We start from the raw sequence: 14,670 nt of genomic DNA, 5'->3' as shown, positions 1-14,670 counted from the left end.
CCTCTCTCGTCCCACCAGACGGTATCGAGGGCCGCGGGCAGATCCGGGTACACGGCACTGTGGAAGATGCCGCCGCGCACCCGGCGCTCACGGACGCCGCGTACGTACGGGTCCGTCCAGGCGCTCGGCGGGGCTGACCTCGATCTCCCGCCCGTGCAGATCGCGTCCCGTGTGGATGAACCGGGAGCCCCGGTGTCGCCACCGGCGTCCAGCGCCACGGTGCCGACCTCCGACGGCCCGTACGCGTGCCCGCGCCCGCCCCCGTCACGCCGCCGCCCGCGGGTTGCCGACCCCGCCGTACGACAGGCCCAGGTAGGGGAAACGGTCGAGGAAGGAGGCCGCCGTCACGTCGGCGGCGCTCAGGCCGGGTCTTACGGGGGCCGGCCGCGGAACACCCGCCGCCGGCCCCACCTGGGAGTGCCGGCGGCGGAGGTCCTCGCCACGACCGCCGCCGGCGTGCGGTGGTACGGCCGGCGGCGCGGAAAGGTTCGATGTCAGCGGCTGGCGTGCCCGTACGCGGTCGTACGCCGGCGCGCGGGGCGCCCGGCCGCCGCCGCGATGCCCCTCAGCTGCTCCTCGGTGCGGGCCGACCCGTTGGCGGACCCGGCCATCCGGGAGATCGTCTCCTCCATCAGGGTGCCGCCCAGGTCGTTGCACCCGCCCTGGAGCATCGCCACCGTGCCGGCGTCGCCGAGCTTCACCCAGGAGCACTGGATGTTGTCGATCCGCCCGTGCAGCAGCAGCCGGGCCATGGCGTGCACCACCCGGTTCTCCCGCCACGTGGGACCCGGGCGGGCGATGCCGGCCAGGTAGATCGGCGCGTTGGTGTGCACGAACGGCAGCGCCACGAACTCGGTGAAGCCACCGGTGCGGTCCTGCACGCCGGCCAGCACCCGGAAGTGGGCCAGCCACTGCCCCGGGTGGTCGACGTGCCCGTACATCATCGTGGAGCTCGAGCGGATGCCCAGCTCGTGGGCGGTGGTGACCACGTCGACCCAGGCGGCGGCCGGCAGCTTGCCCTTGGTGAGCACCCACCGGACGTCGTCGTCGAGGATCTCGGCGGCCGTCCCCGGGATGGTGTCCAGCCCCGCCTCGCGCAGCATGCCGAGCCAGTCCCGCACCGGCATCCCGGCCTTCGCGGCGGCGGTGACGATCTCCATGGGCGAGAAGGCGTGCACGTGCATCCCCGGCACCCGCGCCTTGATCGCCCGGATCAGGTCGGCGTAGCCGGTCACCGGCATCTTCGGGTCGATGCCGCCCTGCAGGCACACCTCGGTGGCGCCGGCCGCCCACGCCTCCTCGGCCCGGTCGGCGACCTGGTCGACGGAGAGCCGGTACGCGTCCGCGTCCCGCTCGCGCTGCGCGAAGGCGCAGAACCGGCAACCCACGTAGCAGACGTTCGAGAAGTTGATGTTGCGGTTGACCACGTAGGTCACGTCGTCGCCGACCGCCTCCCGGCGGACGTCGTCGGCGATGCGGCACAGCTCGTCGAGCGCCGGACCGTCGGCGGCGAAGAGCGCGAGGGCGGCGTCGGTGTGCCGCGGCTCCAGCAGCGCGGCCGGATCCTCGGCGGCGAGCCGCAGGCCCGCGCGGAGGTCGTGGTCACCGGACGCGGCCACGGCGGGCGCGGAGGTCACCTTCGTGGCCACCTCGGCCCAGTCGCCGTAGACGCTGTCGAAGTCGCCCCGCCGGTCCTCCGTACGGCCGCTCGTGTCGATGGTGACGTGCAGGTCGGTACGCCCGCCGAACACCTCCTCGGGCTCCTGCCACGGCCGGCCCACCGGGCGGGCGTCCTCGACGGCCAGCCCGGTCTCCGGGTCGGCCAGCGCGCTCACGTGCGCCAGCAGGCGTGGGTCGAGCCAGGGGTCGCCGGCGCGCACGTACTCCGGGTAGACGGTGAGCCGCTCCCGCAGCGTGAACCCGGCCTCGGCGGTACGCCGTGCCAGCTCGTCGAGGTGCGGCCACGGACGCTCGGGGTTCACGTGGTCGGGGGTCAGCGGGGAGACCCCGCCCCAGTCGTCGATGCCGGCGCGCAGCAGCAGCTCGTACTCGCCCTCGATGAGGTTCGGCGGCGCCTGGATGCGCGCCCGGGGGCCGAGCAGCACCCGGGCTACCGCCACCGTGGCGGCCAGGTCGTGCAGCTCCGCGTCGGGCATGCCGCGCATCGCGGTGTCCGGCTTGGCGCGGAAGTTCTGCACGATCACCTCCTGGAGGTGGCCGTACTCCCGCTGGGCGCGGCGGATCGCGAAGATCGCGTCGACCCGCTCGGCGGGCGTCTCGCCGATGCCGATGAGGATTCCGGTGGTGAACGGCACGCCGACCCGACCGGCGTCGTCGAGCACCCGCAGCCGCACCGCCGGCTCCTTGTCGGGCGAGCCGAAGTGCGGGCCGCCCGGCTCCGACCAGAGCCGCGTCGCCGTGGTCTCCAGCATCATCCCCATGCTCGGCGCGACCGGCTTGAGCCGTTGCAGCTCCGACCAGGTGAGCACCCCCGGGTTCAGGTGCGGCAGCAGCCCCGTCTCCTCCAGCACCGCCACCGCGCACGCGCGCAGGTAGTCCAGAGTGGAGTCGTAGCCGCGCTCGTCGAGCCACTTCCGGGCCGCCGGCCAGCGCTCCTCCGGCCGGTCGCCGAGGGTGAACAGCGCCTCCTTGCAGCCCTGGGCCGCACCGGCGCGGGCGATCGCCAGCACCTCGTCCCGGTCGAGGAAGGCCGCGGGCAGCCGGTGCGGCACCGTCGCGAACGTGCAGTAGTGGCAGCGGTCCCGGCACAGCCGGGTCAGCGGGACGAAGACCTTCTTGGAGTACGTGACGACGCCGGGTCGACCGGCCTCGCGCAACCCCGCGTCCCGGATCGCGGCGGCGACGCCGAGCAGTTCGTCGAGGGCGTCGCCGCGCGCGCCGAGCAGCGCGGTGGCCTCGTCGACGTCCAGCGCCCGCCCGGTGGCCGCCCGGCGCAGGGCCCTGCGCACGCTCGCCTCGGTGACGCCGGAACTGGTGCGATCAACCATCCGCTCAGCCTATGACGTGATCGGCACGGTCCCGCCGCCTCCGCCCGCACCGTGGCGCACCACACCTCCGCCGCGGATCGACGGACGTCGGCTTCGCCGAGGCAGTGCTGCCTCCTGGCTCGGAAGGCAGCACTGCCCGGAGCGGGATCAGCGTGTGGCGGTCGGGTCGTCGCCCGGGTTGATCGGCTGGGTCCGGTCGCTGCCACCGTCCGCCGGGCGCGGAATGGCCTGGGTGGGCTCGGCGCCCTGGCGCGGGATGGCCTGGGTCGGGTCGGCCGACGGCGGCTGCCCGAACGGCGGGGCGGAGTGCGGAGCCGGGCTCGCGGGCGGGGCCGAGTGCGGCGCGGTGCTCGCGGGCGGAGCCGACTGCGGGGCGGGGTTCGCGGGCGGAGCCGACTGCGGAGCGGGGGCGAACGGCGGCTGGCCGTACGGGCTGCCGTACGGGCCGGGCGCCGGGTAGCCGGCCGGCTGGCCGGGGTAACCGCCGGCCTGCCCCGGCGCCGGGTATCCGCCGGGCTGCCCCGGTGCCGGGTAACCGCCGGGCTGCCCGGCGCCCGGCCAGCCACCCGGCTGCTGCGGCCAGCCCGGCTGCGGCGAGCCGTAGACGCCCGGCTGCGGCTTGGGCTTCGGCACGTAGTAGAGCGCCCGCCAGATCGTGTAGACCACGAAGGCGGCGACGCCGAAGATGGCGAACCAGGCCAGGCGGGAGAGCAGGCCGAGCAGGACGTCGACCAGCTCGCCCTGGGCGAGCCGGCCGACCATCCAGATGAGGAACGTGAGCGCGCCGAACAACGTGCTCACGGCGTACTCGGCCAGCGCCACCTGCGTGATGGTCCGCGCCCTCGGCAGCACCGGCTGGATGTGGGTGGCCAGCAGCACGGCGAGCACCGGCAGGACGGCGGCCTGCAGGCCGACGAACGCGAGGAACGCGTCCCCCGCGCGACCCGTGAAGTCTTGCGGACCGATGGGCGCGAGGAGCCGGAGCAGGGCGACGAAGAGCAGCACCGCGTTCGCGCCGAGCAGCACGAGCGCGGCCAGGTCGCGTAGCGGCTTGGTCAGCTGGCGGGCCTGCGTCGCGTCGGCGGACGTGGGCTCGGCGGGGCTGGTCACGAGCTCTCCCTTGGGCGGAAGCGGACAGTTGCCGACGTGAGCCTAGTCTCCCCGGCCACCGGCGGACCGCAGGCGTCATGTGCGCGAGGATGGTCGACATGCGCATCGTGGTTCTCGCGGGCGGCATCGGAGGCGCCCGGTTCCTGGTCGGTGTGCGGGCGTACGCCCGCGAGGTGGGCGCCGAGGTGACCGCCGTCGTCAACGTCGGCGACGACCTCTGGCTGCACGGCCTGAAGATCTGCCCCGACCTGGACAGCGTCATGTACACGCTCGGCGGCGGCGCCGACCCGGAGCGGGGCTGGGGGCGGGTCGGCGAGAGCTGGACGGTCAAGGCGGAGCTGGCCGCGTACGGCGCGGAACCGACGTGGTTCGGCCTCGGCGACAAGGACATCGCCACGCACCTGGTGCGCACCACCATGGTCAACGCCGGTTACCCGCTCTCCGCGGTGACCGAGGCGCTGGCGACCCGCTGGCAGCCCGGCGTACGGCTGCTGCCGGCCACGGACGACCGGCTGGAGACGCACGCGGTGGTCGACCTCGACGGCGGCCAGCGGGCGATCCACTTCCAGGAGTGGTGGGTACGCCACCGGGCGGACGTCCCGACCCACCGCTTCGTGTTCGTCGGCGCCGAGACGGCCAAGCCGGCACCCGGCGTGCTCGACGCCATCGCCTCGGCGGACGTCGTGCTGGTCGCGCCGAGCAACCCGGTGGTGAGCATCGCGCCGGTGCTGGCCGTGCCGGGACTGCGCGAGGCGGTCACCGACGGCCCGGCGCCCGTGGTCGGCGTCTCGCCGATCATCGGCGGCGCCCCGGTGCGCGGGATGGCGGACCGCTGCCTCGCCGTGCTCGGCGTCGAGTGCAGCGCGGCCGGGGTGGGCGGCCTCTACGGCAGCCGTTCGGCCGGCGGCCTTCTGGACGGCTGGCTCGTGGCCGAGGAGGACGAGGGCACGCTGGTGCCCGAGGTGACCGTCCGCGCGGTACCGCTGCGGATGACCGACGAGGCGGCGACGGCGGCGATGGTCCGCGCCGCGGTGGAGTTGCGGTGAAGCTGGAGATCCTGCCGGTGCTGGGCATCGGCCACGTGTCCGAGGGCGACGACCTGGCGACGCTGATCGCCACGGCGGCGCCGTGGCTGCGCGACGGCGACGTGCTGGTGGTGACCAGCAAGATCGTCTCGAAGGCGGAGGGACGGCTCGTCGACGTCCCGGCGGACGGCCCCGAGCGGCAGGCCGCCCGGGACGAGGTACTGGCCGCCGAGACGGCCCGGGTGGTCGCCAGCCGCGGCACCACCCGGATCGTCCAGACGCACCACGGTTTCGTGATGGCGTCCGCCGGCATCGACGCCTCGAACGTCGACAAGACCCGGCTCGTGCTGCTTCCCAAGGACCCGGACGCCTCGGCCCGGGCGCTGCGCACCGCCCTGCGCGAGCGCTTCGATCGGAACGTCGCGGTGATCATCAGCGACACCATGGGCCGGCCCTGGCGCAACGGGCTCACCGACGTCGCGCTCGGCGTGGCCGGGATGGACGCCATCCGCGACCACCGGGGCGAGTTCGACCCGTACGGCAACGAGCTCCACCTGACCCAGATGGCCGTGGTGGACGAGCTGGCCGGGGCCGGGGAGCTGATCAAGGGCAAGATCGACCAGGTGCCGGTGGCCGTGGTCCGCGGCTACCTCAGCGCGGCCACCAATCGCGACGAGGACGGGGCGGGCGCCTCGGCGCTGATCCGGGACGCGGCGTACGACCTGTTCTCCCTCGGTACCGCCGAGGCGCGGGCCGCCGGCCTGGCGGCCGCCGCCGCGCTGCCCGACGGCCCGGGCGAGACGCCGGCCGACCCGGCGGCGATCCGGCGCGCGATCGACGCGGTGGCCGCCGTCGTCGCACCCGGAACGGTGTTCACGCTCGTCGCCGACGACCTGCGCGCGGGCCTGACCGCCGCGGTTCCGGGCTGGCCGGAGGCGGCCACCGCGCTGGTGCTCGGCTCGCCGCCCACCCCGGTGGATCCGGTCGACCTGGTCCGGTTCGGCGCGGACCTGCACCGCCTGCGCGTCGCCCTGGCCGTCGAGGGGATCCCCTCGCTGCTCCTGCCACCCCCCGACGCCAGCACCGCGAGCGCCGCCCTGGCCCTGTGACCGCCGCCCGCCGCGCTTCCTTCCGCGGTGATCATGAAGTTGTCGCCCGTCGACACGGCGTGTCGCGGCAATAACTTCATGATCACCGCCAGGGGCGGGGCGAGGGCCGGGCCCCGACGTCGGGGTCAGGCGTCCAGCATGGCGCGCCCCAGCGGGGTCAGGGTGTGCAGGACCGTGTTGCGGTCCCGGTGGCTGACCAGCAGGCCGGCGTTGCGCAGCACGGCCGTGTGCTGGCTGGCCGCCGCGGCCGAGATGTTCAACCGGCGCGCCACCTCGCCGGTGGTGCAGCCCTCGTCGCTGACCTCCAGCACCGCCGCCCGCGTCCGGCCCAGCAGCGCGGCGAGCGCCTCACGCCCCGGCGCGGGCCCGCCACCCTCGCCGGACGACGGGAACAGGCCGCCGAGCCGGTCCACCGGATAGACGAGCACCGGCGGGAGCGCCGGATTGAGCAGCGCCACCGGGGTACGCGCGCAGAAGAAGGACGGCACGAGCAGCAGCCCCCGGCCGTCCAGGTGCAGCTCGCGGCTGTCCGGATAGTCGTGTACCTCGAGCACACCCGAGGCCCACCGCATGGCCGGGCGCAGGCTGGTCAGCAACCCCTCGACGCCGCCGTCGAGCAGGGCTCGGGCCCGCCGGGTGCGGTCGGCCTCCACGGCGGCCTGGATCCGCCCCCAGTACGGGTTGATGGCCACCGAGCCGTACCGCTGCATCGAGTCGGTGAGGTGTCGCAGCACCTCCGGCTCACCCCGCGCCAGCGCCGACGCCGACGCCGGGAGCGGGCTCTCGCTCGCGAGCACGGTGAGGTCGTGATGCAGTAGCGGTGTGGGCGTGCTGCGGACGGCGTCCAGACCCGCCTCGAAACCGCCGAGGCTGGCGTACGGGGTGAGGAAGTCGGGAAAGTAGCCGCGGGGCGGGTTCAGCGCGAACAGAAGGCGGAGCTGGTCCGAGGTGCTCTCCTGGCGCAGGCCGCGGGCCACGGTGCGGCGCCAGGTGGCCATCATGGGCTCGCGACTGCGGCCCTGCAGCAGGTGCAGGCTGAGAATGAGCTCCCAGACCGGGTCCGCTGCCGGGGCCACCCGGGTCCGCAGTATGTCCTCACCCGAAAAGTAGATCTTCAGCATGTCGCGCTCCCGCTCGCCCGGCATGGGGGTGCCGGACGACCGTTAGCACTCTACCGGCCGGCACTTATCTCCATCTTTAAGCGTGAGCTGAAAAACCTCGACGTCCACAGGGCGGGTTGGGCATGCTTCGAATGCCCACCGGTGTCGGCGCGTCGCGCACGCCCGGCATCCGGGCACCGGGACCGGGGAGGACCGGCGACCGGGCGGCACCACGAGGGTCTGCGGCCCTTCGCACCGCAGGGGTGCCGCCCGGCTGTCCCGCCGTACGTGACCGACACGCGTCGCTCCTGGTCAACCCACCCAGAGCGCCACCCGGTGGTCCTCGTCGGTGACGTAGAAGCACCCGCCGTCCGACTCGGCGAGCCCCTCCACGTGGTGGAACGGCGCCAGGTCCGCCACCAGTTCGCCGGCGAGCACCTGCTCGTCCGGCTTTCGCGTCCCGATCGGTCCGGCACCGGGCACCGCCAACGTGTCGGTCGCGGGCAGGGTCGTCGGCGTGCGCGTCGCGGGCAGGGTCGCCGGCGTGCGCGTCGCGGGCAACGTCGCCGGCGTGCGCGTCGCGGGCAGGCGGAAACGGACATGGCGGGAGGTGACGTCGCCGCCCGTCGGGTGGTCGTCGAGCAGCACCGAGCCCTTGCCGAGCGCGTCGATGGAGCCGATCACGGCCGCGTACCCGCCGTCGGCGACGGGGGCGATCGCCCGGAACCCGGTGAGGGCGCCCGGCGGGGTCACCCCGCCGACCGCGTACGCCCCGACCGCTCGCGGCCAGGCCGGCGCGGCGTCGAACATGGCGGGCACGCCGGCCAGCTCCACGAGGATCGGCTCCCCGTCGACCGTGACCGGAAACCGCAAGCCCAGCAGGACGGTGCCGGCCGGCGTGAAGGTGGCCGCCTCGACGTTCAGCGGCACGTCGTCCGGCGTGAGGCGGCGGACCCAGCTCTTCTCCCGGGCGGTGCCCCGCGCCAACGTCTCCACGATGAACCGGGCCCGCACCCGCTCACCGGGCGGCAGGAGGCTCAGCGCCGAGCCGGCGAGCGCGTCGTTGACCGCCCGGTGCAGCCGGAACCGGTTGCGCACCACCTGCACCGGCAGCGCGCCGGTCGCGGCGGCCTCCTCCCAGAACCGGGCCACGAACGCCCGGCGCGGGCGCAGCGGGCCCGCCTTCGAGCCGAAGTGCGAGCCGAAGACGTACACCCAGCCGTCGTGGTGGGCCAGCGCCTCCCCGTCCTCGGTCCGGCCGTTCTCCGCGCCCGCGTCGGCGGGCATGTGGTGGGCGACCCAGACGCCGTCCTCCCGCTCCAGCAGCAGGGCCAGGCAACGCTCCACCGGCCCCTCGTCGAGCACCGTCCAGAAGCCGCGCCGGGCGCGGTGGGCGCGCAGCAGCGCCGCGGACCGGACCGGAAGCAGGTCACTTGCCTCGTTGCCGCCGACGACGAACTCGACGAGTCGCAGGGTCACCCGGCCAGGGTAGGCGGGGCCGGCTCGTACAGTGTCCGCATGCCCGACGCACCACACGCCTCCGCCCCGACCACCGCCGGCCGGACGCCCGTGGCGTCCACCGGGTCGCCGGAGGTGGCCCACGAGGAGGCGTACGCGGCGCTGCACGCCGACGCCACCGCGGTGCTCGCCAGCTGGGAACCGACCAGCCGGACGGCCGCCGCGGCGCGGGACCGCACCCTGGCGCTGCTCGCCGCGGGACCGGTGGCCATGAGCCGGACGCACCGGGCCGGTCACGTCACCGCGAGCGCCCTGGTGCTGGACGCCACCGGGACTCGGGTGCTGCTCTGCCTCCACGGCAAGCTGCACCGCTGGGTGCAGTTGGGCGGGCACTGCGAGGTCGGCGACCGGACCCTGGCCGGGGCCGCGCTGCGCGAGGCGACCGAGGAGTCCGGGATCGCCGGCCTGCGGATCGACCCCGTGCCGATCGACGTGGACATCCATCCCGTCGCCTGTCAGGGCGGCTCACTGCACCACGACGTCCGGTTCGCCGTGCTGGCACCGGCCGGCGCGGTGGAGCGGGTCAGCGACGAGTCGTCGGCGCTCGGCTGGTTCCCGCCGGGCGCGCTGCCCGAGCCGCTGGCCGACGGCACCGTCCAACTCGTCGCGCCGGCCCGGGCGGCGCTCAGACGTAGCCCTCTTCGCCGCGCTCCTTGAGCTCGTCGACCAGGGCCTTCACGTCCTGGGCCCGATCGCGGGGGCAGACCAGCACGGCGTCCGGCGTGTCCACCACCACGAGGTCACGCACCCCGAGCGCGGCCACCAGCCGACCCGAGTGCGGCACGACCACCACGCCGGTGCTGTCCCGCAGCAGGACGCCGGGCTTCGCGGCGCCCAGCACCACGTTGCCCGTGTGGTCCGCCGGCAGCACCTCACCCAGGGTGTGGAAGTCGCCCACGTCGTTCCAGCCGAAGTCGCCGGGCACCGTGGCGACCCGACCGGCCGTCGCCGCCCCCTCCATCACCGCGTAGTCGACGGAGATCTTCGGCAGCGTCGGCCAGACCGCGCCCAGCACGTCGTCCTGCTCGGGGGTGCCCCAGGCCGCGGCGATCGCGGTGACGCCCGCGTGCAGGGCCGGCTGCTGCCGGGCCAGTTCGGCGAGGAAGACGTCCACCCGCCAGACGAACATGCTCGCGTTCCACAGGTGCCGTCCCGAACGCACGTACGCCTCGGCCACCTCGGCGGCCGGCTTCTCCTTGAACTCGGCGACCATCCGCAGCGGGCCGTCGCCGATCAGGTCGCCACACTCCAGGTAGCCGTAGCCCGTCTCCGGCCGGGTCGGGGTGATCCCGACCGTCATGAGCAGCCCCTGCTCGGCCCCCCGCATCGCCTCCCGGACCGTCTCCGCCCAGCCCTGCGGGTCACCGATGAGGTGGTCCGCGGCGAACGAGCCCATCACGGCGTCCTCGTCCCGCAGCGCGATGACGGCGGCGGCCAGCGCGATCGCCGCGCAGGAGTCCCGTGGCGAGGGCTCGACCAGGATGTTCTCCTCGGGCAGGCCGGCGAGCTGTCGCGCCACCGCCGTCACGTGCGCGGCACCGGTGACCACGAGTGTGCGGTCGGGCGTCGTCAGCGGCGCCAGCCGCTCCACTGTCGCCTGCAACAGCGAGGCGGACGTGCCGGTGAGCGGGTGGAGGAACTTCGGATGCCCGGCACGGGACAGCGGCCACAACCGGGTGCCGCTGCCACCCGCCGGGATGACGGCATAGAGCATCAGCACATCATGCCCGACCCGTGCACGCCCGGAGCGCCGGTTGCGCGGACGTCAGGACCGCGCACGGCTCCACGCCGCGATGTGCACCTCGGCGCTGGACTCCCACGTGAACTCCTTGGCTCGGTCGAATCCGGCCTTGGCCAGTGCCAACCGGCGCTGCTCGTCGTCGAGCAGCGCCGCCAGGTCGGTGGCGATCTGGTCGGGGCTCTCGCTCGTGTACGCGACGGCGTCGCCGCCCACCTCCGGCAGGGAGAGCCGGGGCGTGGTGAGCACCGGAGCCGCGCACGCCATGGCCTCCAGGATCGGCAGGCCGAAGCCCTCGCCGTAGGACGGGTAGGCCGCCACCAGCGCACCGCCGAGGAAACCGGGCAGGTCCGCGTAACGCAGGTAGCCGGGGCGCAGCAGTCGCAGGTGCGACGGCACGTCGGCCACCGCGCGGTCGATGTCGTCGTCGTGCCCCTGGCCGCCGGCCAGCACAAGCGCGGGCGGGTTGGGCCGGTCGGCGACCGCCCGCGCCCAGCCCCGGATCAGGTTGGGCACGTTCTTGCGCGGCTCCTTCGCGCCGAGGAAGGCGATGTAGCTGCTGCTGCCGAGCCCGAGCCGCGCGCGTACGCGGGCCTTCTCCTCGTCGCTCGGCGCGTGGAACGCGGCGTGGTCGACCCCGTGGTAGGCCACGTCGATCCGCGTCGGGTCGGCGTCCAGCAGGCGGATCAGCTCGTCGCGGGTCGCCTTGCTCGGCACGATCACCCGGTCGGCCCGGCGCAGCGACGTCTTGATGGCGCTGCGAAAGAACGTGCGGCGGGACTTGTCGTAGTGCTCCGGCTCGGTGAAGAACGTCGCGTCGTGCACGGTCACCGTGACCGGGCAGCCCGCGCGGAGCGGACACGTGTAGAAGGGCGAGTGCAGCACCTGCGCGCCCACCTGCTGTGCCAGCATCGGCAGGCCGGTCTGCTCCCACGCGAGCCGGGCGGGCCGGTGTGCCACGGCCGCCGGCGCCGGGATGATCTCGGCCCCGGGCAGCATGCGCGAGTAACGCTCGAGGTCGGTGCGGAGGCTCACCACGGCCAGGTCCACACCCGACCCGCACACCTTTCCGAGGGCGCCGAGGAGGCCATCGACGTATCTACCCACGCCGCCGCGGTCGGCGGGGACACTCGTGGCGTCGATGAGCACGCGGGGCGGGCGACCGGGGGTCACGGGGCGACTCCTTGGAAGCTGGCGATCTGTGGGGAACAACACTCCGGGGGCAAGCCTACGCCGGGGCCCGGCCCGGGCGCTGACTGCGACCCGACCGTACGCCGACTTGTCGTCGCCATCGGGTACGGCCCGCGGGGGCGTATCGTTCGCGCCGATGGCCGAGAACATTGCCCGGGTCCTCGCCGACGCGGTGGCGTCCGACCCGACCCGACCGTTGCTCACCTGGTACGACGACGCCACCGGTGAGCGGACCGAACTTTCCGGTGCCACGCTGGCCAACTGGGTGGCCAAGACGGCCAACCTGCTGGTCGACGGGCTCACCCTGGGGCCCGACGACCGGGCCGGCGTGCTGCTGCCTCCGCACTGGCAGACCGCCGCCGTGCTGTTGGGCTGCTGGTCCGCCGGGCTCACGGTGGCCGAGGTGGCCGGGCCGGTCGACGTGCTCTTCGCGGCCGCCGACCGGGTGACCGAGGCGGACGCCTGGCCGGCCGGCGAGCGGTACGCGCTCGCGCTCGCCCCGTTCGCGATGCCGCTGCGCGAGGTGCCGCCCGGCTTCCTCGACTACGTGGTGGAGGTGCGCGGCCACGGCGACCACTTCACGCCGTACGCCCCCGCGGGCGGCCCGGTCGAGGAGGACCTGCTCGCCCGGGCACGCGCCCGTGCCACGGCGGCCGGTCTCACGCCCGACGACCGGGTCCTGGTCGACGCCGCGCGGCACCCCGACCCGGTGGACTGGCTGCTCACCCCACTCACGGCCGGAGCGAGCGTGGTGCTCTGCGGCAACGCGGACGAGTCCCGCCTCCCCACCCGCCGCACGTCCGAAAAGGTGACCCGCGACCTGACCTGATCCCCCGCCCCGGCTCGGCCGGCTGAGGGCGCGTCAGGCGGGGGCCGGGTTGTCGTGCGGGGCGCGACGCTGGGCCAACTGGGCGAACGCGGTCAGGGACTCCGGGTTGGCGAGGGCGCCCTTGGCCGCCGCGCGGTCGACCGGCGTGCCGGTGAGGATCTTCTTGACCGGCACCTCGAGCTTCTTGGCCGACAGGGTGCGCGGGACGGCGCGGACCTGGTGGATCTCGTCCGGCACGTGCCGGGGCGAGAGGGCCGTACGCAGCTCGCGGCAGATCTTCCCGCGCAGCGCGTCGTCCAGCTCCAGCCCCTCGGCCAGCACGACGAAGAGCAGCAGCTCGCCGGCGCCGCCCTCGCCGTCCTCCAGGTGCACGACCACGGAGTCGACGACCTCGTCGAGCCCCTCCACGACCGAGTAGAACTCGGCGGTGCCGAGCCGTACGCCGCCCCGGTTGAGCGTGGCGTCGGAGCGTCCGGTGATCACGCAGCCGCCCCGCGAGTTGACCGTGATCCAGTCGCCGTGCCGCCACACGCCCGGGTAGACGTCGAAGTACGCCTCCCGGTAACGCGACCCGTCCGGGTCGTTCCAGAAGCCGACGGGCATGCTCGGCATCGGCTCGGTGATCACCAGCTCGCCGAGCTGGTCGACGACCGGCGTGCCGTCGGCGGAGCGGGCCTCCACCTTGGCGCCGAGGGCCCGGCAGGTGATCTCCCCGGCGTGCACCGGCAGCAGCGGCACCCCGCCCACGAACCCGGTGCAGACGTCGGTGCCGCCGGACAGGGACTGGAGCTGGAGGCGGTCGCCGACCGCCTCGTACACCCAGGTGAAGCCCTCGGCGGGCAGCGGCGCGCCGGTCGACCCGAGACCGCGCAGCGCGGAGAGGTCCGCGATCTCCCGGGGCACGAGGCCGGCCTTGCGGCAGGCCAGCAGGAACGGCGCGGACGTGCCGAAGTACGTGGTGCCGGTCTCCTCGGCCAGCCGCCACAGCGTGCCCAGGTCCGGGTGGGCCGGGTTGCCGTCGAAGAGCACGATGGCCGCGCCCACCGCCGGGCCGGAGACCAGGAAGTTCCACATCATCCAGCCGGTGGTGGTGAACCAGAAGAACCGGTCCGCCGGGCCGAGGTCGTGGTGCAGGGCCAGCATCTTCAGGTGCTCCAGCAGGATGCCCCCGTGCCCGTGCACGATCGGCTTGGGCAGCCCCGTGGTGCCGGAGGAGTAGAGCACGTAGAGCGGGTGGTCGAAGGCGACCGGGGTGAAGGCCAACGGCTCGTCGGTGGGGCCCGCCAGCTCGGCCCAGCCGATCGCGTCCGGCGGCGGGGCGCCGGTCGGGTCGAGGTACGGAATGTGCACGGTGTGCGCGAGCGACGGCAGGGCGGCCCGGACGGCGGCCACCTCGGCCCGCCGGTCCACGGCCTTCGCGCCGTACCGGTAGCCGTCGACGGCCACCAGCACCTTCGGCTCGATCTGCTGCCAACGGTCGGTGACGCTGCGGGTGCCGAACTCGGGCGCGCACGAGGAGAAGACCGCTCCGAGGCTGCTCGTGGCGAGCAGCAGCACGTACGTCTCCGGGATGTTCGGCGCGTACGCCGCCACCCGGTCACCCGCCGTGACGCCGAGCCGGCGCAGCCCGGCGGCCACCCGGCGGACCTGCTCGCGCAGCTCGGCGGCGGTCAGGGTGACCGGCGGGCGGGTCTGGCCGTGCGCCACCACCACCGGGTCGTCGTCGGCCCGGCCCGGCATGCGCAGCACGTTCTCGGCGTAGTTGAGGGTGGCGCCGGGGAACCACCGCGCGCCGGGCATCTGCCGGTCGGTCAGCGTGGCGGTTGGCGGGGTGTGCGCCACCACCTCGAAGTGGTCCCAGACCGAGCGCCAGAAGGCCTCCAGGTCCGTGACCGACCACCGCCACAGCGCGTCGTAGTCGGCGAAGTCCAGGCCGCGGTGCTCCCGCAGCCAGCGCAGGTAGGCCCCGATCCGGGACCGCTCGCGTACGTCCGCCGGCGGCGTCCACAGCACGTCACCCACTGCTCCACCCTCCCCTGGCC

10 protein-coding genes and 1 pseudogene are annotated in these 14,670 nt (G+C 74.6%); 4 read left to right on the top strand and 7 right to left on the bottom strand.

Features of this window, described 5'->3' with window-relative positions; genetic code table 11:
- Positions 1–494: 494 nt before the first annotated feature.
- Positions 495–3,008: a bifunctional FO biosynthesis protein CofGH gene (locus ACSNOA_RS06280; RefSeq protein WP_436656979.1), complete on the bottom strand. Its 2,514-nt coding sequence runs from the start codon at positions 3,006–3,008 to the stop codon at positions 495–497.
- Positions 3,009–3,155: 147 nt separating this feature from the next.
- Positions 3,156–4,118, bottom strand: a complete 963-nt coding sequence (locus ACSNOA_RS06275; RefSeq protein WP_436656978.1) for a hypothetical protein — start codon at positions 4,116–4,118, stop codon at positions 3,156–3,158.
- A gap of 98 nt (positions 4,119–4,216) precedes the next feature.
- On the opposite strand from ACSNOA_RS06275, the gene cofD reads away from it, so the two are divergent.
- The gene (gene cofD / locus ACSNOA_RS06270) at positions 4,217–5,164 is read left to right on the top strand and encodes a 2-phospho-L-lactate transferase (protein ID WP_436656977.1); all 948 of its coding nucleotides are present in this window, start codon (positions 4,217–4,219) and stop codon (positions 5,162–5,164) included.
- Complete coding sequence (locus ACSNOA_RS06265; RefSeq protein WP_436656976.1) at positions 5,161–6,252, top strand: coenzyme F420-0:L-glutamate ligase; 1,092 nt, start codon at positions 5,161–5,163, stop codon at positions 6,250–6,252. The genes cofD and ACSNOA_RS06265 overlap by 4 nt, the downstream gene beginning before the upstream one ends.
- 125 nt (positions 6,253–6,377) lie before the next feature.
- On the opposite strand, the gene ACSNOA_RS06260 is transcribed toward ACSNOA_RS06265, so the two are convergent.
- Both ACSNOA_RS06260 and ACSNOA_RS06255 read right to left on the bottom strand, forming a co-directional pair.
- On the bottom strand, positions 6,378–7,373 hold the full coding sequence (locus ACSNOA_RS06260; protein ID WP_436656975.1) for an ArsR/SmtB family transcription factor: 996 nt from the start codon (positions 7,371–7,373) through the stop codon (positions 6,378–6,380).
- Between the two features lie 564 nt (positions 7,374–7,937).
- Positions 7,938–8,831 (bottom strand): annotated as a pseudogene (locus ACSNOA_RS06255) (hypothetical protein); the annotation flags it as partial.
- 39 nt (positions 8,832–8,870) lie between these two features.
- Here ACSNOA_RS06255 and ACSNOA_RS06250 point away from each other — a divergent pair.
- On the top strand, positions 8,871–9,527 hold the full coding sequence (locus tag ACSNOA_RS06250) for an NUDIX hydrolase (protein ID WP_436656974.1): 657 nt from the start codon (positions 8,871–8,873) through the stop codon (positions 9,525–9,527).
- Here ACSNOA_RS06250 and ACSNOA_RS06245 read toward each other — a convergent pair.
- Positions 9,496–10,584 carry a mannose-1-phosphate guanylyltransferase gene (locus ACSNOA_RS06245; RefSeq protein ID WP_436656973.1) on the bottom strand — a complete coding sequence of 363 codons (1,089 nt, stop codon included), beginning with the start codon at positions 10,582–10,584 and terminating at the stop codon, positions 9,496–9,498. The genes ACSNOA_RS06250 and ACSNOA_RS06245 overlap by 32 nt on opposite strands.
- 51 nt (positions 10,585–10,635) lie before the next feature.
- Positions 10,636–11,781 carry a glycosyltransferase family 4 protein gene (locus tag ACSNOA_RS06240; protein WP_436656972.1) on the bottom strand — a complete coding sequence of 382 codons (1,146 nt, stop codon included), beginning with the start codon at positions 11,779–11,781 and terminating at the stop codon, positions 10,636–10,638.
- A gap of 154 nt (positions 11,782–11,935) precedes the next feature.
- Here ACSNOA_RS06240 and ACSNOA_RS06235 point away from each other — a divergent pair, with 154 nt between their 5' ends.
- A complete protein-coding gene (locus tag ACSNOA_RS06235; RefSeq protein ID WP_436656971.1) occupies positions 11,936–12,628 on the top strand; it encodes a TIGR03089 family protein in 693 nt (230 codons plus the stop codon).
- Between the two features lie 33 nt (positions 12,629–12,661).
- On the opposite strand, the gene ACSNOA_RS06230 is transcribed toward ACSNOA_RS06235, so the two are convergent.
- Positions 12,662–14,650 (bottom strand): acetoacetate--CoA ligase, encoded by a 1,989-nt coding sequence (locus ACSNOA_RS06230; RefSeq protein WP_436656970.1) that lies wholly within the window; start codon positions 14,648–14,650, stop codon positions 12,662–12,664.
- Positions 14,651–14,670 lie beyond the last annotated feature (20 nt).

The organism is Micromonospora sp. URMC 103, from assembly GCF_051386435.1.
GTDB lineage: Bacteria > Actinomycetota > Actinomycetes > Mycobacteriales > Micromonosporaceae > Micromonospora.
Note: the sequence above shows the minus strand (reverse complement) of the source record. Positions and strands in the feature narration are given on the sequence as shown.